We start from the raw sequence: 20,239 nt of genomic DNA on the forward strand, positions 1-20,239 counted from the left end.
AAACTGTCATGCAAAATGCCTATGCATTCACACGATCTCCAACGGTACTTTCGACGTTGGTGGCGGGAATTCCTTGTCTATTTTTGCAAGATCTTCTTTATTTAATACAAGATTTGCAGCTTCCGCATTTTCCATCACATGAGGAGCCTGTCCCGCCTTTGGAATACTGATCACATGCCCTGACTGAATCGTCCACGCTAAAGCAATTTGGGAAACAGACACATCATATGTTTTTGCCAGTTCACGAACTGCAGCATTGTGCAGAATCTCCTTACGATCACCTTGCGCTAACGGGCAATACGCCATAATTGGAATACCTTTTTCCTTCTGCCATGGAATCAGGTCATATTCAATTCCTCGAGCAGTAAGATTATAGAGCACTTGATTGATGGCACAATTCTGTCCGTCTTCTACATTCCACAGCTCTTCCATATCATCTGTATCGAAATTCGATACACCCCAACGCTTAATCTTTCCTTCTCCCTTCAACTGTTCAAAAGCCGCCACTGTTTCTGCCAGCGGCACTCTTCCTCGCCAATGAAGCAGATACAAGTCCAGATAGTCAGTTCCTAACCGCTCCAAGGAACGGTCGCAGGCTGCTAGCACATCATCGTACGATGCATTGGATGGCAGCACCTTCGAAACAAGGAGTACATTCCTCCGGCGGTTAGCTATCGCCTCCCGTACCAGGCGTTCCGAACGGCCGTTTCCATACATTTCTGCTGTATCTATTACCTGCAATTCCTGATCAATGCCTGTTCGCAAAGCCTGAATTTCATCATGACGCCTTGACTCGTCATCCCCCATATTCCAAGTTCCTTGTCCGATTGCGGCGAGTTCCGTTCCATCCGGAAGGGTAACAGTTTTCATTGTATTCTCCTCCTTCATCATTTACTTTTTCCCGGTCAGCGATCTTTATCAAACGTTTGATCAATACATAGATGGCAGCTTAACTGCTCTTATTGGCAGGATACACCATCTGGTATTGTTTTTCCTCTGCTGACCGTTACACTGGAAATACGAATAAATAAAGAACAGGAGGCGCTCAATGAAAATCACAATTCAAGAGGACGATAATTGCCTCGAACCCGAAGTGCAAATCACTTGCCGTCAAACTGACTCTCGCATTTTGGAGCTCGTCAAAATCTTATCCGCCTCCAGTAAGGAAAGATTGTGTGGAGAGAGGAATGGAGAAGTGCATCTTCTGCAGCCTGACTCTATCTACTATATCGAGTCAGTGGATAATTCTGTATTTCTTTATGATAAGAACGCTGTATATCAATCCTCATTAAAGCTGTATCAAATTGAGGAGTCCCATTTCAGTCCCGATCTTATACGTATATCCAAATCTGTTATCGTCAATCTCTCCAAAGTGGAAAAACTAAAGCCCGCACTAGGCCGGAAACTTACAGCCACCCTCACGAACGGGGAAAAAGTAATGATTTCCAGACAGTACGTACCGCAGCTCAAACATAAACTCGGAATTGGCAAGGAGGAATGAACGTTGAAGACTTTTGTAAGTTTCATCCAATCATGGGGCATCATGTTTATGTTCTCTATCTTAGCGACAAGCATATACATTTATCTCTTTATCGGAAATAGCACAATGGATATTGCACTTGTACCTCAAAACCTGCTTATTACCTTTGTGCTTACGTGGATACAGATTTTGATTCTGGGTCGAGCAAATGAGTCTAACATCTTTACACGCTCACTTCTGTTCCTCTTTGTTGTGTTAGGTACTTTCACAGGTTCCGCTGCCCTCTTCGGCTGGTTTGATACAAGTAACTGGAAGCTGCTCGCGTTATTATTTGCTCTTGTTATCTTCATTTATATTGTCCTGTGGGTCATCTACCGCCTTATTCATAGTGTTGAAGCGAAGCAACTGAATGAAGAACTGGCTAATTATAAAAGGAAGAAGGCTGGAGCGAATGAAAATAATTGAAATTAAAAATCTAACGAAGAACTATGGCAAGTTTAAAGCGGTGGAGGACATATCCTTTAATGTGGAGAAAGGGCATCTTTTCGCATTTCTAGGCGTAAATGGTGCGGGAAAATCGACGACCATCCATATGATCGCCACCCGCCTCCAGCAGTCAAAGGGATCTATCTTCGTCGATGGCTTCCAAGCAGGCAAGAATGATGCAGAAATTCGCAAGCGGATCGGCTTGGTTTTTCAAGATAACGTACTGGATGATGTTTTGACCGTAAAGGAGAATCTCGACATGTGGGGGAGGTTCTATGGGTTGTCAAAAAACGAGACTCAGAAGAGTATCTCCTGGGTAACCGAAACCCTGCAGCTGGAACCGATCCTTATAAAGCAATTCCGGCAGCTGTCAGGCGGACAGAAACGGCGTGCTGAAATCGCCCGGGCTCTCCTTCACCGGCCAGCAATTCTATTTTTAGATGAACCGACAACGGGTCTGGATCCACAAACCAGAGTCGATGTATGGAAGACCATTGCAAGTCTGCAGCAGCAACTCCAGATGACTGTCTTTCTGACAACGCATTACATGGAAGAAGCAGCAGAAGCCGATCAAATTGTGGTCATCGATAAAGGCAGAATCAAAGCACAAGGGACACCTGCAGAGTTAAAACGGCTTTACGCTTCAGATACATTGCGCTTACAAGTGAACGATAACGAATTAACAGTAAGGTATATAGATGAACATCGTTACAGCTATAGCCTAAAGAACGAAATTTTCCAGATTCTAGTTTCAAATAGCTTGCAAGCATACCATATCCTCCGAGATTTAGAAGGTATTGTCACAGATTTTGAATTAATCAAAGGCAGTCTGGACGATGTATTCATTAACTTAGTAAAGGAGAATATACATGCACACAATCTGGCAGCTGACTAAGCGCTCTAACCGACTATATTTTCGTGACAAAACTGCTGTCTTCATGTCTTTACTCACGACTGGTATCATCATCGTTCTTTATCTGCTTTTTCTCGCTGATGTGACAACTGATAGTGCCCAGCAAGCAGCGCAGGGAGCCGTCGGCATGAAAGAACTCATGCAAAGCTGGCTTCTAGCCGGGATCATCGTTGTTATTTCACTGACAGTCACACTTTCCGTATTGGGCACAATGATCGAGGATGCTGCGAGCAATCAGCTGCACGCACTGCTGATTACACCTATCACCCGGACCCAATTGGTTATCGGATATTTATTATCCGCTTGGCTTATAGCTGTTCTATTTTCTGTAGGCGCATTATTGCTGGCCCAAAGCTACTTTTGGCTGACTGACAAACCTACCGTCAGTTGGAATAGCTTGCTATTGGCAATCGGTTTAATCATGCTAATTACTTTTTCTTCAGCCGCCTTCCTATTTGCCATTACAGTTTTAATCCGATCACGGAAATCATTCTCCTCCATGGGTACTCTGGTTGGCACCCTATCCGGATTCCTGCTTGGAATCTATATTCCTATCGGTCAGCTGCCAGTATTCGTACAGGAAATAACCAAGTTCTTTCCCCCGACTTATGGAGTTGCAGCACTGCGTGACGTTCTGATGCAGCCTGCTATAGACATTACTTTCGCAGATGCTCCGGCCTTCATTTTAGATGAGTTTAAAGAAACATTCGGTCTGCAGATTAATTTATTTGATGCTGCTGCCCAGTTTCCCGTCATACTCGGTATTCTTCTTTTGACGGGGGTTATATTTTTAAGTCTTGGTGTATGGTTGCGATCTGTACGGATGTAGATTGACAAGAGTAATGGATACTAAAATAAGCACCTTCTTCGAAATTCGATGAAGGTGCTTTTATTAGCTAAACAAACGATTGATCATAAAACAAATTCCAACAAATTTCTATTCTTGAAGATACCGATACAACGTTGTCTTACTGATACCTGTTTCAATTGTTATATCCGCTATCGAGTACTTCTTGCTACGATACATATCGATAGCTTTTTGGACATTTCTATCTGGCTTGCGCGGTCTCCCGCCCGCTCGGTTCTTTGCTTTTGCTTCAGAAAGTCCTGCTTTGGTCCTTTCTCCTACTACTTCTTTCCGGAATACAGCAATCTGCTCCAAATGCTGAAAGAATGAATCCTCTCTTGTATCAATATTATCTTCAATCGATACGAGGGATGTCTGCTTCTCCTGCAGATTACGGCAAATTTCTATTAGATGCTTTGTCGAATTTGCCAGGCTGTAAAGCTTACGTACAACAAGTACATCACCCGGCTGCAGGTTCTCCAGGAGCTCCTCTAATAAAGGTTGCCCCTGGACGTCTTCTTTCTCCTCTATCACTGTTTCGCAGTTTATTATTTCTGCTGGCCGATGGTCCCATTTTCCCTGGACGAATTCCCGTATATATCCAATCATCATGTTATCTCACTCCAAATAAAGTACCAAAAACGGTAGTTTTGGTTCAAAAACTAACTGATTCGTGTTACAGTAAGCTTATCAAAATTCGGACACGACTTCTATGAGACTTAGAAGTCAACAAAATTATATAAAATGAGGTGTGTGTAAATTGGCAGCAGTACTATTAAATAAGCAATGGTTCGGTAACATCCGCGGAGACATTCTTTCTGGTATCGTTGTTGCTTTGGCTCTGATTCCTGAAGCGATAGCATTCTCCATCATCGCAGGCGTGGACCCGATGGTCGGATTGTATGCTTCCTTCTCGATGGCAGTCGTCATTGCCATTGTCGGCGGGAGACCGGCAATGATTTCTGCAGCAACAGGAGCAATGGCGTTATTGATGGTAACCTTGGTGAAGGAGTACGGGTTGCAATATTTATTTGCCACTACGATCCTGACTGGGGTATTACAGCTTTTATTCGGCGTATTAGGTATTGCCCGTTTTATGAAATTCATCCCGCGTTCTGTCATGATCGGATTCGTGAACGCACTCGCCATTCTGATTTTCATAGCGCAGGTTCCGCATTTTATAGGAATCAATACAACTACCTATGTTGTAGTGGGAATCACGCTCGCCATCATCTATTTGTTCCCGCTCATCACCAAAGCCGTTCCTGCTCCGCTTGTAGCCATTTTGGCAGTGACGATATTGTCGTTGTTCCTGCATATTGATGTTCGGACTGTCGGGGACTTGGGGGAAATTAAACAAGCACTGCCTTCTTTCCTTATTCCAGACATCCCTCTCAACTTGGAGACCTTGCAAATTATCTTTCCGACTGCACTTGCTTTGTCGATCGTCGGATTGCTGGAATCCTTGCTGACTGCGTCCATCGTCGACGACATGACGGATACAGGCAGTAACAAGAACAAAGAAGCTCGCGGACAAGGTATTGCCAACATAGTAACTGGCTTTTTCGGTGGAATGGCAGGCTGCGCAATGATCGGACAGTCCGTCATCAATGTTAAATCCGGCGGCCGCGGACGCCTTTCTACGCTTGTTGCAGGTATATTCCTGATGTTCCTCATTCTCGTATTAGGAGACTGGGTAGTAAGAATTCCAATGCCCGCGCTTGTAGGAGTCATGATTATGGTCTCCATTGGTACATTTGATTGGTCTTCCATCCGAAGCCTTACACGTGTTCCATTATCAGATTCATTTGTCATGGTCATGACTGTCATCGCTGTAGTGGCAACGCATAACTTATCCATCGGTGTATTCATTGGTATCCTGTTAAGTGCTATTTTCTTTGTCGCAAAAATATCGAAAGTGAAAGTCGAAAAAAGAACTGGCGCATCAGCAGACCATATTCGATACACTATTAGCGGGCAGCTGTTCTTTGCTTCCGTGACCGATTTCACGGATAGCTTTTCCTATGAAGATACAGCCAAACACATAACACTTGATTTCACCAACACGCATGTTTGGGATGACTCCGCAGTGGCAGCCATTGACAAAGTCGTGCTAAAATTCAGGGAGAAGGGCTCCTCCGTTACCTTAGAGGGGTTGAACAAGGATAGCCAAGCACTCATGCACAGATTGACAACTAGCGATTCAACACATGTGAACGTATCAAACCATTAAAAGGCGGTGCATCCATGTATAAGAAAATCGTAGTGGCAATTGACGGATCCGACCACTCCTTCCTTGCAGCAGAGCATGCCATACAGTTGGCAAAGCTGCAGCCGGGAACCCACGTTGAAGGAATTCAAGTACTTGATTATGAAAAGACAAAAGCAGATGTTCTGCACAGCACGGATCCAATTCAACTGCAAAGCAAACGTGACGAAAAGCTCCAGCGTTTCCGCGATGCGTTCGAAGCAGCATCCATCCATTACAAACTGATTATGAAACACGGCGAACCTGCATCGATGATCTTAGAGCATGCACGTGATACTCGAGCTGATCTCATTATCATGGGCAGCCGCGGACTGAATCCACTCCAGGAAATCGTCCTCGGAAGTGTCAGCAGCCGTGTAGCGAAACGCGCGAAATGTTCTGTCATGATCGTCAAATACCTGCCGTAATAAAAGGCTGCTGAATGATTTCGGCAGCCTTTTTAATAACTACTATAGTACCTAAGAGGAGTGATGTAATGAAGATACGAAAGCTCCACCCAACTGAAACCCCGCCCATGGACCTTTTGCTCGAAGCAGACCCTTCTAAAACAAAGATAGAGGCATACCTTCGTTCCGGAAGCAGTTTTATTGCAGAAATAGGCAATCAAATCTCCGGCATCTATGTTCTATTGCAGACTAAATCAGACACCGCGGAAGTAGTTAATATTTCAGTAAGAGAAGCCGATCAAGGAAAGGGTGTCGGTAAAAAACTCATCCACCACGCCATTGGGCAAGCCCGCATACAAGGCTATACTAAATTGGAAGTAGGGACAGGAAATTCAAGTATAGATCAAATCGCCTTCTACCAAAAATGCGGTTTCCGAATGAAAACAATAGAGCATGATTTCTTTCTTCGCCACTATGAAGAACCTATTTTTGAAAACGGTATTCAGTGCCGGGATATGGTCCGTTTTGACTATAACCTGTAAACGGCTTTAATTCTTGTCTAATTTATATTATCTATTTCTATGGTCACCAAGGTCCTTTTGACTGGATTTCTTTATTAAAACTTCCATTTTTCCAATTTAATTCCCTTAACCATCTAGATATTTAGTAGGATAAGATTATAATAATAATGCTGTCTTTATTATTTTTATACTATTATCCTGATGAGACAGGGAAAGGAGAACTTATGAAGTTCTGTAAAGAATGCGGTAAAGAACTGAAGCCTGGCGCCCAGTTCTGTAATAACTGCGGCACAAGCGCAAGCGGAACACCCACTCCCCAGCGCCAGCAGCAAGCCGCGCCCAAGAAGAAAATGAGTAAGAAGAACAAGATTATCCTAGCGAGTGTCATCGCAGTACTGATTATCTTGTTTGCCGGCTACAAGACTGGTGAAGCAATGACCAGTAAAGATAAGGTGATCGACAAGTTTGAAACGGCTTTAGCAGAGAAAGATGCAAAGAAACTTGCGAAGGTCCTTACTACAGATGATAAAGAGCTCAAGATTGATGAGGATTCCGTACAGGGACTCATAGCTTACTACAATGAAAATCCGGAGGAATTGGACATTTTAGTAGCGGATATGAGAAGCCAAACAGAGGAAACAGTTGCGTATGCCACTGGTCCTATCCACCTTTCTAAGGATGGGAAAAAACTTCTTCTGTATGATAATTACGAAATTAACGTTCAGCCTTATTACATAACTCTAGCTACTGCTTATAAAGATACGGTGCTTAAAGTAGATGGGAAAGAAGTTGGACAAGCAGACGCAGATGATTTCGAAAAGACATATGGCCCATTTGTACCAGGTACTCACGAAGTATCAGCTGAACTGACACACGATATGATAGAAATGGCTGCAACAGAAAGTATGGACCTCTACAGCGAGGATACGAACCCATACAGTGACCTGCAGGTGGAAGGTTCTATAACAGAAGATACGAGGAAACAAATCATGGATCAGATCAATGCGGTCGGTGATCAGCTGGCAAATGCCAAAGCTGCCAAAGACACAAGTCTGCTAAAAGATGCCGGAAAACCATTTAAGCAGATGGTCCAAGACGAAATCGACAGTTTGGATTCTTGGGATTATTCCTACGAGGGTTCCTACCTATCATCGGAATTCGACCTGGATACGTTTAATGTAACCAAATTGGATACCGGGTGGGCGGTAACAGCTGATGTCAGCCAAACGTTCAATGAAGCGGAGATTTATGATGGAGCATCAACTGATCTAGAAGAGCAGTCCCATGAACTCAATTACGTCATGATCTATGATGAAAAAGCAAAGAAATGGCAAGCATATGATGCAGATTATAACTATTTCAGCTCCATCGGTGAAAACACCGAGATAGTGGAGAACAAGAAGCCTACGTTATATGAAGCGGATGGATCCAGTAAATCCGATGAAACAAAAACGGCTGACAGCAGTGCTGAAGGAGATATTCCTGACACAGCAGCCACATTGATGGACAACTACCTGCATGGCTTAATAGACGCAATTAATGATGATAGCTTCAGCAGCGTTTCTCCATATATGGCAGAAGGATCAGCGTTATACGAATCCCAACAGACACTTGTTGATAATTTGACATCCAAAAGCATCACAGAATCCCTGGACGATTACGAGATCACAAGCTATGAAGAAGACGGTGATTCGGCGACTATCACAACAAAAGAAACAATTACAATCTCATACAGCGACGGCACCTCCGAACAACAGGATTATGATTGGACATACACAGCTGAGAAATCGGGAGACGATTGGAAGCTGACGAATATTGAGTAAAACAAAAGAGACAGGATTTCCTGTCTCTTTTCCTAATTAAAAGATTGAAAATTGATTCATGAGTTCTTCCATTTGTTCTATTAGTTCTTCCAGATACATTCTTTGAGCAATATACAAAACAATCATTGTACAGATAGTCACAAATAAAGAGCTGTATACAATATCCAAGCCACTTCTGCTATCACGATATAGGCTTACCAACACAAGCACTGGAACAATGAAAAAGGTGCCAACGAAACCAATAGTAGTAAACCACAAAAAAAGATTAATATTTACTAGTGCAAGCAGGAAACCTAATGCTACTAATCCTAGGAAAGGAATTAAATAGCTCCCGTACCTAACTATTATAGATTTGAAGCTTGTTTCAATCTTTGAGAGTTTGCTCGCAGCAAATACCAAAACTGCCACCACGAAAACAAAAAACGCAAAGAAGATAAACGGCTTGATAGCAAACTCGACAAATGATAACTCAATGTCTAGTTCATCCGCACTTAGCATGTCTCCAAAAAGAGGTACAGTGCTTATTTCCTTTAATAAATTCTTCATCCCGATATAAACTGTCAATCCTAAAAACACAGCGAAGAGAATCATCGTGATGATACTATTCGTCAGATTGCTAACACCGTAGCGCTTACCTGAGCTAAATGGGTGTTTAATCACATCAGCAAAATAATGGAAAAATGATAATGATGCCTGTTTTGTGACCTCAAGGTACTCATTCGCCTTGGCACTTTCGCCCGATGAAACTGCTTCTTGCTGTGTGTGACCTGCTGCAGTTTGCCCTTGCAAAGCTGCACCGCAATTCTCGCAAAACTTACTCCCCTCTGTATTGTTGTGTCCACATGACGGACATGCTACCATAAAATCTACCCCTTACCTAAAATATTGCACATTTCTCTATGTACTTCCTCATTATACAAAAAATAGGCCAAAAGAGGCAGTACTTATTAGAATAAGCATGTAAAAAGGCATACATAAGTCATCATATGTACACCTTCTTTTTGTCCATCTTATCGACTTCCTACATTAAGCCTCTGCCTTAGCCTGTGCTCTTGCGGCAAGTCGATAATAGCGACCATCAGATGCAACGACGTTTTCTCCGTGAAGAAGAACTGTCTCACCAGACGGCAAGTGAACATAAGGAACTGCCTCCCGTTTCTCCGTGAATTTGATTTCGCGTTTAACACTGATTTCTTTCCGCTGATGGACGAGGTTCGCCAAGTCCTCGACGATGGCACTGGCCGTCGGCAGGGCGCCGGCACCTGGCCCTTGAAGCTTCAGCTTGCCAACCAGATCACCTTCCACACATACAGCATTATCTACTCCATCCACACTGTACAGCGGGTGTCCAGCTGTTAGGATGACTGGTTCTACAGATGCCGTCACTTCTCCACCCGCATTTTCAAGCGTGGCAACATGTTTAATTTTCCACCCTTGTTCTGCGGCTGCACGGATATCCTGTGAGGAAACCGAACGGATTCCCCTGCGCGTGACCTTCTCCCAATCCGGCTGTGCTTCAAATAACAAATCACTCAACACCATTAGTTTATAAAACGCATCCCAGCCATCAACATCATTGGCGGGATCTGCTTCTGCAAAACCAGCTTCCTGCGCAAGCCGCAGCGCCTCTCCAAATGGAAGGCCCTTATCGGACATTTCCGTCAGAATGAAATTGGATGTGCCATTTAAAATCGCCTCTACTTTGACGACATGATTAATATGCAGAAGCTGCTTCAGCGTCCCAATCACCGGTACACCACCCGCGACTGCTGCTTCATATTCCAGCCGAACACCTTTATCCTTTGCCAATTGCTTCAGCTCCGCGCCCCGGGAAGCAATCAATTCTTTATTCGCCGTGATGATATGACAGCCGTGCTGGATTGCTTCCGTTAAATAACTGAAAGCAGGCTCAATTCCGACACTCGCTTCGATGATCACATCAAGATCTGATATAGAGAACAACTCCGCTGCATCGTCTGTCAGCAATGCGTCCGTCACTTGCTGCGCATACTTCTGCTTTTCCCGCACCAAGACACCTGCCACATGTACCTCCTTCCCGAAAATCGTCTGCAGGTTCTCCTGATGGGAGCGGATCGTCCTCCCCACAGCGCTTCCTACAGTGCCGTATCCTATCAATCCAATCTTCACTGCTGTCATCTGTTTTGCCTCCTCGAATGGTTTTCTGCATAAAAAAAGCCTCCCTGAGAGGACAGGGAGACGAATGTACCGTGCTGTGTCTTCTCTCATCTACAGGAATTAGCACCTATACAAGTCAAAGTTACACTTGCAGGTTGCCGGGCATCATCGGGCCAGTCCCTCCGCCGCTCTTGATAAGAGTTTTGTATATTCATTTGTTATGAAGGAGTTTAGCATGAATAAGATACAGAGTCAACTGAAAATTCTAACAACATCATCCGACAAGACTGTCATAAAGGGAACGCGCCCGGCTTATGTCAGCCACACCATGAATGATTGCCCTGCCATCAGCAAATAGGACAAATCTATGACCCTTGTATTGAAAAGCCAGCAGGTATTCATTAACAGTGATCTGGTCGACTGCACAAACCCACTCTTCAGATAAAGCTTGCAGGTTCAATGATTTTTTCGCGCTAGGCCTTATATGGACAGCCTCCCTTCCGCAAAGGACATCCAGTCTCGTCCGGGAGGAGCCATTCAAAAAAGGCAATACTGCATGTGAGCCGCAGCTGGAACAACTTGAATCGCGAAGGTTTTTCACATCCACTCTCGTATAATCCCCTGTCCAAATATCAAATGCACATAGTTCTGCCTTTACTTCCTGACCGCATAAGATTCGCAATGCTTGTGTCACTTGCATCGCCGCCACCCATTGGACAATCGGGCTGATGATTCCTGCCGTATCACATGTTTCACTTTGCTGCGGAAGCTGTTCCAGGAGACAGTGAAGACATGGAGTATCTTTACCCGCAAGCACTGGGTAGGTTATCCCGTAGCTGCCCACACATGCACCATATAAGTACGGAATACCGTGCTTCAATGCAGCATCATTGACGATTAAACGTGTCTCGAAATTATCGGTAGCATCCAGAATTACATCAGCACCTTCAATCAAGCGCTCGACATTATGGTAATCAACATTTTCAATCACGGTATGCAGCGTCACTTGTTGATTGATTGCCTGTAGTCGCTCCTTTGCTGCAGAAGCTTTCGGCAAATAAGAGGCAGCATCTTGCTCTGTATACAGCTGCTGGCGCTGGAGATTATGGAATTCAACATAATCCCGATCAATAAGCATCAGTTCTCCAATACCAGCACGTACAAGCATCTCTGCAGAAGCAGAGCCTAATGCCCCCATCCCAATTAAGACAATTTTACCGTTTTCAACCTGTGCCTGCCCATCCTTGCCAAGGAACAGCTCCTGTTTCCGATAACGATCCTTCATCAGGTAAACAAACCTTCATTCGGGCTGCTAGCTACTGCGTAATTTTTTTCGGGAATTCTTCCTGCTTCAAAACCTAAACGACCTGCTTCAATAGCCAGCTTCATCGCATATGCCATTCGAACAGGGTCTGCAGCTCCGGAAACAGCTGTATTCAACAAGACACCATCAGCCCCGAGCTCCATTGCATACGCAGCATCTTTTGGCGAACCAATACCAGCATCAACAATGACCGGTACACTGCTCTGTTCAATGATCATACGCAGGTTGAAAGGATTGATGATACCTTTTCCCGAACCAATTGGCGATGCACCTGGCATAATCGCATGTACTCCCAGATCCACGAGCCGCTTGGCCAAGACAACATCATCCGACGTGTAAGGCAGGACAATGAAGCCCTCTTCCAACAGCATTTCAGATGCCCGCAGTGTCTCAACTGGATCAGGAAGCAATGTCCGGTCACAGCCAATCACTTCCACCTTCACCATGTCGCATAACCCCGAAGCTTTAGCCAGTTTGGCAATTCGAACAGCCTCTTCTGCCGTCTTTGCACCTGCTGTATTCGGCAGTAAAGAGTACTTTTCCAGATCAAGCTGTTCCAGGAGATTTGGCTGGGATGGCTCAAAGATATCCATCCGTCTCACAGCAAATGTCAGTATCTCTGCCTTCGAAATATCGACTGCCTTTTCCTGCACCTCAAATGACGGGTATTTGCCTGTTCCCAATAATAAGCGGGAAGCAAAAGTCTTCTCTGCAATCTGTAACATTCTTCATCCTCCTCCTACAAAATGAATCAGCTCGACTTTATCGCCATTTCTAATCGGCTGCTCTGCATACGAAGCTTTATTAATGATCTCTTTGTTCAGTTCGACAATCACAATCCTTTTCTCCAGGGAAAGTGATGCTAACAGCTGAGCTATAGTCTTGATATCAGGGGATAATTCCTGCTGCCTGCCATTCAGCTGAATATTCACATCAATACCTCCTCGCCAGTGTTCAATCTATCGACACGAAATGCTTCCTTCCATTCTTCCAGAACTTCATTGCTGCTTATCAAATCACAAATCATCTTGCCCGTAGCTGGGGCAAGCAGAATGCCATTGCGCTGATGGCCAGCAGCGATATACAAGCCCTTCATTTCTGGATGCTCACCAATCAGCGGCTTCCCATCGTATGTCTGAGGTCTGAGACCTGCCCAGCTTCTGAGGAATGGCATTTTATCAACCACTGGCAGCATCTTTCTAGCTTTCTCCATGATAGTCTGTAATCCGCCAAGCGTGGGCTCGGTGCTCCAATCATCCTTGACCTTTGTTGCACCTATGATCAGCTCATTGTTGTTACGCGGAACAATATAATGCTGATCATGGAATAAATTGCATGTAAGAGGAGTTTGCGTATTCGTAACAGCAATGCACTCACCCTTCACTGGAAAAATCGGCGTCCCCAAACCTGAACGCTGGAGCAGAGCATTACTCCAAACTCCGCTGGCAATCACCACACGATCTGCTTGCCATTCTCCTTTGGAAGTCCGTAACCGATAATGAGCAGATTCCTTCACAATCTCATCGACCCGGGTATAAGCGTTAATCCGGGCACCTAGCATACGGGCAGCTGTATGGAATCCTCTGCAGGCAATTGCAGGTGTGACATGCACATCTTCTGCCATATGAAGAGCGCCAGAAACTGCTTCTGACAGACCAGGTACTTTCTTTGACACAGTTGCACGATCCAGCCATGTTACTCCTTCCAACGAAGAGAACGGAGAGTTCAATGTTTCTTCTCCTGTAAAAACAAGCTGTAATAAACCACCTGGGCGACGTTCCATGTCTATCCCTGTCAGAGAGCGAATATCCTCTTCTGCCTGTTCATAGAGCCTTTGACTAGTACGGGCAAAGGGATAAAGGGAAGCACCGAATTCCTTATATTCTGAATGGGCACCTAGCATACCAGCTGCTGCTTGCGTCGAGCCTGATCCGACTTGGCCCGCTTCCAGCAAATCGACTTGATGGCCTGCTTTCGCTAAATAATAAGCGATTGCACTGCCGATGATACCTCCTCCAACAATTGCTACTTCAGTGGATCTCTTCAAGACGCAGACACTCCTCCCTTAATTTCTTCACGGCATCCAGCGGGTTTGCAGCAGAAAAGATACCACTCATAACAGCAACCCCATCTAACTCAAACGCTTTCAAAGAAGCCAACCGCTCCACATCAATTCCTCCTATTGCGTATAACGGAATGCGGGTATTCTGACGGATATACCCTAAATTGGCTAAAGGCTGCGGTGATTTCCCCTTCTTACTGGCTGTCGGAAAACAATGCCCATACAGCGCGTATGCCGCCCCGACAGCCTCCGCCTGTACTGCTTCTTCAAACGAATGGACAGGCGCACCAATCAGCAATTCAGGATACAGCTTTTTCAATTCTTCCAGTGGAAGGCCATGACCTGGTATATGCACTTGCTTCAAGCCAAGCAGCAAAGCTATATCCATTCGGTCATTAAGCCAAAGCTTATGTGCTGGCAGCCCTTCGTCCAATAGCTCTTTACAAAGCTGATATACTGTACCAGCAGGCTTATGTTTCTCCCTGATCTGCACATGATCGACATAAGGGTGTATCTCCATCAAGATACGCCTTAAATCTGCTGGCTCATATGCATCATCGGTTACTGCCATCAATTTGATTGCCATCACCTCCTGGAAATACGAACAGGCCGGACATACAAAAAACACCACTCCCCAAAGGAAAGTGGTGTGAAACTTGCGAATGAATACATACAAAAGAGCATGTAAACCCGAGTGTCTACACTTTCCTACGCAGGTCCGAACCTGTTCAGGTTTTGAGGGTTTAAAGAGTCACTACTCTTCATCTCAGCCCTTATGAAGGGATCCCCTAGTGTGAAAATCTATATGAACTTACCCACATCGTAACATAAATAGCATTTTATGCAAGATTCTGATTACCAAAAAAGAAAAGACCATCTGATTATATCCAGATGGTCTTTTCTGCCTGACTCAGTACTTATAAGATTGTCCGCCATCAATCGGTACAACAGTAGCATTGATGAAGTTTGCCTGATCGGAAAGAAGGAATGCAACGAGATAACCGACTTCTTCCGGCTTACCAAAACGTTTCATCGGGTTGACGCTGACGAATTCCTTGCCCGCTTCTTCCCAGTTATCTCCGCCAAGCTGACGAAGGGATCCTTCAACCATTGGCGTCATGATGGCACCTGGAGCAATGGCTTTGATGCTCACACCGAATTGTCCGTATTCGATACCGGAGTTTTTCGTAAGACCTACTACACCATGCTTACTTGCTGCATAGCCGGACTGGTTGCCGATTCCGCGGATACCACCTACAGAAGCTGTATTTACTACAGAACCATAGCCCTGCTCCTTCATTACTTTGAGTACGTGGCGCATGCCGTAGAATACGCCATTCAAGTTGATGTTCACAACGCGGTCGAATTCGTCTACAGGATACTCTTCTGTCAGATTTTGCGTTCCTTCCACACCAGCGTTGTTAAAGAAACTATCGATCTTACCAAATTGATCAATTGTTTGTTTTACATACGCCTCAACTTCCGGCTCATTTGCACAGTTTGCCACAATCGTAAGAACCTCTGCCTCTGGTGCTGCAGCCAATATTTCCTGCTTCGTTTCTTCCATGCCTTTTTCACTTAAATCAACAAGAGAAAGCTTTGCGCCTTCTTTTGCTACTTGCAAAGCTGCTGCGCGTCCTAACCCAGAACCCCCACCTGTAATCAATACTACTTTATCTTCAAAACGTTTCATCGAAATCTCTCCTTTTCTGATTCTGTTAAATTGCAGTAAATCCGCCATCAATCGGCACTACTACACCATTTATATAAGGTGCTTTACCAGTCAATAGGAACGTGACAAGCTCTGCTACTTCCTCTGGCTGGCCAAGGCGCTTCTGCGGAATCGGTTCTGTCGCATTTTTGAATGCATCAGGATTCTTTTCCTTATACTCTCGAACCATTGGCGTTTCTGTCGTACCTGGAGCAATTGCATTTACGACAATGCCTTGCTCGGCATACTCAGCAGCCAACGTCTTTGTGATCCCAACCATTGCATGCTTCGTAGCAGAATATGTACCAACTGTGGCTTGTCCTACAACACCTGCTGTGGATGACGTGTTGACAATTCGCCCGCCGCCATTAGCTAGCATAACTTCCAATACATATTTCAACCCGTAAAGGGCGCCGTTTAGATTAATTCCTAATACCATATCGATCTGCTCAATCGTATTATCCACGAATTTTACGCCAGGACCAGAAATACCGGCATTATTATAGAACATGTCGATAGTACCAAATGCCTCGACCGTTTTATCTACATAATGTTTCACTTCTTCTGCCTTGCTTACATCCGCTTTGATGAAAATAGCTTTTGACCCTTTTTCTTCTATTAAGCGAACCGTCTCTTTACCGGCTGCCTCAGAAACGTCAACGACGCTGATTGCGATACCTTCTTCTGCTAGTCGCAATGCTGCAGCTTGTCCAAGACCACTGCCGCCTCCTGTGATGACTGCTACTTTCTGCTCATTCATAAGCAAAGCTCCCTTCAATATGTATAAATAGGTTAATTTACCTACTCCATATGTAAGAGCTTACACCTTTGAAGAAGATACAGCAAGCTATTTGCAACTGTGCTAAAACTTTTTTTGAACATATACAATTAGTATGTTCAAAAAAGTTTAAAGGTTTTTGACAGAGGCGAAAATGGTGCTGCTCATTTATTTAGCTGCTTTAGCAGCAAATAAAGATGGTAATATGTTTCTCCGATAGACCATTTGTCTGGTTGAGGCCTCATCCATTCTCTATTGCTGTATTCACGGATATTTTCCTAAACCTTCCTCCTTTGCAGATAGATAGTCTCAACATGTTCCTGCATATAGCTGCTTTTCATTTTGCTTCCACAGATATGTTCTCTTTATGAATCAGATGCACTGGTGCAGATGGCAAGTTGACCAGCTTCTCACCTAGGAAATCAGGTTTAATCGAAAGCTTCCCGATTTTTTCTAAGGGAATCCATTCATAATGGAACTCTCCTCCTTCTGGTGATATGACTTCTCCTATTCCGCACAGCCTGTCTTCAACATCCTGGATTAGATAAATAAAACTATATTCATGATAGGGCCGACCTTTGTAGGTGAAGAAATTCTCCACTGAACATAACAGCCGCTCTGCCCTTACAGGTATGCCAAGTTCCTCTTCGAATTCCCTTTCCACAGCCTGTCCTGAATCTTCTCCTAACTGAATACGTCCGCCAATTAGTGTCCAGAACGGATCTTTCTTGTTCTTGTGCAGCAGCACATGACTATCTTTTACAATAATGCCTGCCGTCCGGCAATTCAGCATCTGTTCACCTAAATCGATGGTCAAGTCCTGTGTCATTTGCTTCTTTCCCCCGATTCTTCGATTGCTTGAACAATGTAATACGGGCCAGCTCCGTGGTTTGAAGGTACCACTATCTTTCTTCCCGTCTCTGGATAATAAGCAGAATGGAAACTCACGCCCGGATCAAAGCCGACAACATAATACTTATTGATTTTTTCCTCCTCTTTTTTTATCCATATTCCATATCCGTATGACGTTTCCTCCTCGACTTGGACATACGGCTTCAGCAGCGCCCCGGTAAGTTCTGCGTTCAGGAGTTTATACTGAGTCAGTGCATCCCAGAAACGCGCCATATCGGTAACACTCACATACACCCCGCCATCCGCGCCGCCCCTTACTGGTAACGCATAAATATTGGAACGATACTCATCATCTTCCTTGATATAACCAATTGCTGTATTCTCTGGCAGCTTATCAAATGTAAAATATCCAGCCTCTGTCATTCCAGCGGGTTCAAAGATATGCTTTTGGACAAAAACAGTAAATGGTTCTTTAGCAATTTCTTCCACCACTAATCCCAACACGATAAAAGCAGCATTGTTATAATGGAACCGTTCACCAGGTAAAAACATCATCTTCTTATCTTCGAACAATGGCAGAAAATCCGCACCCGATCTTACTCGGTACATCGGCAACGTTTGCCACAGCTCCTCAAAGTCATCCATTTCTTCTTCATCGAAATAATCCGGTATGCCAGACGTATGCGTCAGCAGCTGGTGAATTGTAACGTCCTTATGAAAATGCGGAAATGCTACCGGGAGACAATCTATTAACTTGGTCTGGAAATCCAGTCGCCCTTGCTCCACTAGCTTGGCAATCGCCACGGCTGTGAAGATCTTTGCTCCAGAAGCTATTCCAAACCTTGTTTGCTTATCAAATGCTAGCTCATCTTGCTTATTGGCATAGCCATTTTGGAAGAAAAAGCTTTCTTGATTCTCTTCTACAACATATGCCACACCTGAGAAATCTACTTCCTCTGCTACCTTTTCTAACTTATTCTCTAAACCGCTCATACTCAAATATCCCCCTCTTTTGAATCTTCAAAATACTTACAGCAGTCTACTAGTAAAAGAATCAGCCATCGGCCGACCGGTGCCGCCAATGGCAGCAACAGAAACCCGTAGATGAAACCCCACACAATAATATCACCGACCGCTAAGTTTTCCAGTTTATTTCCCCACACGACCATATGAGTCGTCAGGGAACCAATCGTACCGGCATAGGCGACCACAATAAAAGCCATGATGCTGCTGATAGCCCATTTAACCCCTTCACTGACTCGTTCAATTCTTTTGAATTGTGCTCCAGCAATACTGAAAACCATCAGAAAGGGCACAACGACCTGAAGGAATACCCCGATATACATTATCGAGGGTGCGGCTGCCATTAGAAAAGAGGTACTGACAACAATCACAAAAATAAAGGTACAAAGTACAGCAGCTGTGATACTGAATGCAGCTCCAACAATCATTCCTTTCACACTCATGCAATCGACCCCTATTCTCCACTCACAAACCATGTTACCATAATTGGAAATATATGAAGGATATAAAAAGTATGAATGGGGCTGATTGTTATGCGCATTGCTGTCCTGACAGATATACATGGAAACCTTGCTGCACTGCAGGCTGTGTTAGGAGATATAGACAAGCGTGGAGATGTCGAGCACATATACTGCCTCGGTGATATGCTGGCGATCGGTTATGAAACTGATCGTGTACTGGAGCTTTTATTTGGCAGAGATGACATATCAATCATTACCGGAAATCATGATGAAGCTGTGCTGGCCCTAAGCAGACAGGAGACTTACCCCGAAAGCCACAAGAACGAAAGAGCACATCACCAGTGGATTGCCGACCGAACTGATTCAGGTTACCTTGACTTACTTCATAAGCAGCCACGCCAAATCAATCAGCATATCAAGGGGCATGCCGTTTTGTTCACGCACTACCATATCCACCCAGATAAAGTGAATGCCCACATAAGCGAGGATCCTTTCTCTCGTATTGTTGCACCTTCTCTTGAAAATCTAGAGATGCTGTTTCAGGAACAAAAGGATACAGAACTCATTTGTTTTGGTCATCATCACCCACTTCATCATTTTCGTAACGATCGAAAAATCTTTCTGAATCCAGGCTCTCTCGGCTGCCAGCCAAAACCGATCGCACCTTATGCAATTGCAAGGATAGAAGAAGATATTAGAACAACCGTAATAGAAGTACCTTATGACAACAGAGCTTATTTAAGAGGATATGAAAGATTGGAAGTGCCAGAATGGGATATCATCCTGAAAATCTTTCATGGAGGACAGCTGCAGAAATAAAAAAAGCGGACAACTGATTGTCCTCTTTTCATGTAGTAGGAAGACCTTTCCCTCCGAGCGTTTGCAGGGTATTGATACGTTCCATTCCTGTTATAAGAGGCTTTGCCCGTCGGATTAATGTTTGTGTCGCATCTAAAGCAAGTGAGGCTTGATGAGCCGCTTCATCCTTCCATACTTCGTATACATATACTGCTTGCGGCTCTTCATGAGACACACTGACCTGATATATTTCACAGCCATCTACTTGCCCCATAGCCTCCGCTGCATCCAGCAGTATCGAACTCAATTCATCTCTATCATCTTTATGGACTAGAAATCTCCCGTACAAGCCGAATTTCTCCATTCAGT

The 20,239-nt window shown here is 44.4% G+C and carries 24 protein-coding genes and 2 riboswitches; of the genes, 9 read left to right on the forward strand and 15 right to left on the reverse strand.

All coding sequences use genetic code 11. The features are described 5' to 3' along the window. Positions 1 to 27 precede the first annotated feature (27 nt). Positions 28 to 870 carry an aldo/keto reductase gene (locus tag CHH91_RS16255; protein WP_176465826.1) on the reverse strand — a complete coding sequence of 281 codons (843 nt, stop codon included), beginning with the start codon at positions 868 to 870 and terminating at the stop codon, positions 28 to 30. A 178-nt stretch (positions 871 to 1,048) separates the two neighbouring features. On the opposite strand from CHH91_RS16255, the gene CHH91_RS16260 reads away from it, so the two are divergent. Genes CHH91_RS16260 through CHH91_RS16275 form a run of 4 tightly spaced genes read left to right on the forward strand, consistent with a single transcriptional unit; the run spans position 1,049 to position 3,708 of the window. Beyond that, positions 1,049 to 1,501, forward strand: a complete 453-nt coding sequence (locus CHH91_RS16260; RefSeq protein WP_095224497.1) for a LytTR family DNA-binding domain-containing protein — start codon at positions 1,049 to 1,051, stop codon at positions 1,499 to 1,501. A gap of 3 nt (positions 1,502 to 1,504) precedes the next feature. Next, positions 1,505 to 1,945 (forward strand): DUF3021 family protein, encoded by a 441-nt coding sequence (locus CHH91_RS16265; protein ID WP_095224498.1) that lies wholly within the window; start codon positions 1,505 to 1,507, stop codon positions 1,943 to 1,945. Further along, positions 1,932 to 2,861, forward strand: a complete 930-nt coding sequence (locus tag CHH91_RS16270; RefSeq protein ID WP_095224499.1) for an ABC transporter ATP-binding protein — start codon at positions 1,932 to 1,934, stop codon at positions 2,859 to 2,861. The genes CHH91_RS16265 and CHH91_RS16270 overlap by 14 nt, the downstream gene beginning before the upstream one ends. Further along, on the forward strand, positions 2,836 to 3,708 hold the full coding sequence (locus CHH91_RS16275) for an ABC transporter permease (RefSeq protein WP_095224500.1): 873 nt from the start codon (positions 2,836 to 2,838) through the stop codon (positions 3,706 to 3,708). Before CHH91_RS16270 ends, CHH91_RS16275 begins: the two co-directional genes overlap by 26 nt. A gap of 108 nt (positions 3,709 to 3,816) precedes the next feature. Here the strand turns inward: CHH91_RS16275 and CHH91_RS16280 are convergent, their stop codons facing one another. Next, on the reverse strand, positions 3,817 to 4,338 hold the full coding sequence (locus CHH91_RS16280) for a recombinase family protein (RefSeq protein ID WP_286160821.1): 522 nt from the start codon (positions 4,336 to 4,338) through the stop codon (positions 3,817 to 3,819). A gap of 139 nt (positions 4,339 to 4,477) precedes the next feature. Between CHH91_RS16280 and CHH91_RS16285 the strand changes: the two genes are divergently transcribed. The 4 genes from CHH91_RS16285 (at position 4,478) to CHH91_RS16300 (ending at position 8,725) form a co-directional block, all read left to right on the forward strand. Next, a complete protein-coding gene (locus CHH91_RS16285) occupies positions 4,478 to 5,959 on the forward strand; it encodes a SulP family inorganic anion transporter (protein WP_483372409.1) in 1,482 nt (493 codons plus the stop codon). Between the two features lie 14 nt (positions 5,960 to 5,973). Continuing rightward, a complete protein-coding gene (locus tag CHH91_RS16290; protein ID WP_095224502.1) occupies positions 5,974 to 6,402 on the forward strand; it encodes a universal stress protein in 429 nt (142 codons plus the stop codon). A 68-nt stretch (positions 6,403 to 6,470) separates the two neighbouring features. Further along, positions 6,471 to 6,923 (forward strand): GNAT family N-acetyltransferase, encoded by a 453-nt coding sequence (locus CHH91_RS16295; protein ID WP_095224503.1) that lies wholly within the window; start codon positions 6,471 to 6,473, stop codon positions 6,921 to 6,923. Positions 6,924 to 7,126: 203 nt separating this feature from the next. Then, the gene (locus tag CHH91_RS16300) at positions 7,127 to 8,725 is read left to right on the forward strand and encodes a zinc ribbon domain-containing protein (protein WP_176465827.1); all 1,599 of its coding nucleotides are present in this window, start codon (positions 7,127 to 7,129) and stop codon (positions 8,723 to 8,725) included. Positions 8,726 to 8,761: 36 nt separating this feature from the next. On the opposite strand, the gene CHH91_RS16305 is transcribed toward CHH91_RS16300, so the two are convergent. The 12 genes from CHH91_RS16305 to CHH91_RS16360 form a co-directional block, all read right to left on the reverse strand. Continuing rightward, positions 8,762 to 9,586: a zinc ribbon domain-containing protein gene (locus CHH91_RS16305; RefSeq protein ID WP_095224505.1), complete on the reverse strand. Its 825-nt coding sequence runs from the start codon at positions 9,584 to 9,586 to the stop codon at positions 8,762 to 8,764. A gap of 165 nt (positions 9,587 to 9,751) precedes the next feature. Then, positions 9,752 to 10,882 carry a homoserine dehydrogenase gene (locus CHH91_RS16310; RefSeq protein WP_095224506.1) on the reverse strand — a complete coding sequence of 377 codons (1,131 nt, stop codon included), beginning with the start codon at positions 10,880 to 10,882 and terminating at the stop codon, positions 9,752 to 9,754. A gap of 83 nt (positions 10,883 to 10,965) precedes the next feature. Next, positions 10,966 to 11,062: riboswitch (SAM riboswitch) on the reverse strand. Between the two features lie 73 nt (positions 11,063 to 11,135). Beyond that, positions 11,136 to 12,146, reverse strand: a complete 1,011-nt coding sequence (locus CHH91_RS16315) for a ThiF family adenylyltransferase (RefSeq protein ID WP_095224507.1) — start codon at positions 12,144 to 12,146, stop codon at positions 11,136 to 11,138. Beyond that, complete coding sequence (locus CHH91_RS16320; RefSeq protein ID WP_095224508.1) at positions 12,146 to 12,910, reverse strand: thiazole synthase; 765 nt, start codon at positions 12,908 to 12,910, stop codon at positions 12,146 to 12,148. The genes CHH91_RS16315 and CHH91_RS16320 overlap by 1 nt, the downstream gene beginning before the upstream one ends. A 3-nt stretch (positions 12,911 to 12,913) precedes the next feature. Next, positions 12,914 to 13,117, reverse strand: a complete 204-nt coding sequence (gene thiS / locus CHH91_RS16325) for a sulfur carrier protein ThiS (RefSeq protein ID WP_095224509.1) — start codon at positions 13,115 to 13,117, stop codon at positions 12,914 to 12,916. Further along, a complete protein-coding gene (thiO, locus tag CHH91_RS16330) occupies positions 13,114 to 14,232 on the reverse strand; it encodes a glycine oxidase ThiO (protein WP_095224510.1) in 1,119 nt (372 codons plus the stop codon). Before thiO ends, thiS begins: the two co-directional genes overlap by 4 nt. Further along, on the reverse strand, positions 14,216 to 14,833 hold the full coding sequence (locus CHH91_RS16335; protein WP_286160822.1) for a thiamine phosphate synthase: 618 nt from the start codon (positions 14,831 to 14,833) through the stop codon (positions 14,216 to 14,218). The genes thiO and CHH91_RS16335 overlap by 17 nt, the downstream gene beginning before the upstream one ends. A gap of 102 nt (positions 14,834 to 14,935) precedes the next feature. Further along, a riboswitch (TPP riboswitch) is annotated at positions 14,936 to 15,047 on the reverse strand. A gap of 110 nt (positions 15,048 to 15,157) precedes the next feature. After that, a complete protein-coding gene (locus CHH91_RS16340; protein ID WP_095224511.1) occupies positions 15,158 to 15,940 on the reverse strand; it encodes an SDR family oxidoreductase in 783 nt (260 codons plus the stop codon). A 25-nt stretch (positions 15,941 to 15,965) separates the two neighbouring features. After that, positions 15,966 to 16,718: an SDR family NAD(P)-dependent oxidoreductase gene (locus tag CHH91_RS16345; RefSeq protein ID WP_095224512.1), complete on the reverse strand. Its 753-nt coding sequence runs from the start codon at positions 16,716 to 16,718 to the stop codon at positions 15,966 to 15,968. Between the two features lie 355 nt (positions 16,719 to 17,073). Further along, on the reverse strand, positions 17,074 to 17,565 hold the full coding sequence (locus CHH91_RS16350; RefSeq protein ID WP_095224513.1) for an NUDIX hydrolase: 492 nt from the start codon (positions 17,563 to 17,565) through the stop codon (positions 17,074 to 17,076). Beyond that, positions 17,562 to 18,581 (reverse strand): serine hydrolase domain-containing protein, encoded by a 1,020-nt coding sequence (locus CHH91_RS16355; protein ID WP_095224514.1) that lies wholly within the window; start codon positions 18,579 to 18,581, stop codon positions 17,562 to 17,564. The genes CHH91_RS16350 and CHH91_RS16355 overlap by 4 nt, the downstream gene beginning before the upstream one ends. Before the next feature lie 2 nt (positions 18,582 to 18,583). Continuing rightward, the gene (locus tag CHH91_RS16360; RefSeq protein ID WP_095224515.1) at positions 18,584 to 19,054 is read right to left on the reverse strand and encodes a hypothetical protein; all 471 of its coding nucleotides are present in this window, start codon (positions 19,052 to 19,054) and stop codon (positions 18,584 to 18,586) included. A gap of 90 nt (positions 19,055 to 19,144) precedes the next feature. On the opposite strand from CHH91_RS16360, the gene CHH91_RS16365 reads away from it, so the two are divergent. After that, positions 19,145 to 19,891, forward strand: a complete 747-nt coding sequence (locus tag CHH91_RS16365; protein WP_095224516.1) for a metallophosphoesterase family protein — start codon at positions 19,145 to 19,147, stop codon at positions 19,889 to 19,891. 28 nt (positions 19,892 to 19,919) lie between these two features. On the opposite strand, the gene CHH91_RS16370 is transcribed toward CHH91_RS16365, so the two are convergent. Further along, entirely contained in the window at positions 19,920 to 20,234 is a 315-nt protein-coding gene (locus CHH91_RS16370; RefSeq protein ID WP_095224517.1) for a putative quinol monooxygenase, read from the reverse strand. Positions 20,235 to 20,239 lie beyond the last annotated feature (5 nt).

The sequence above is a fragment of the Virgibacillus sp. 7505 genome, from assembly GCF_002272135.1.
Taxonomy (GTDB): domain Bacteria; phylum Bacillota; class Bacilli; order Bacillales; family Amphibacillaceae; genus Terribacillus.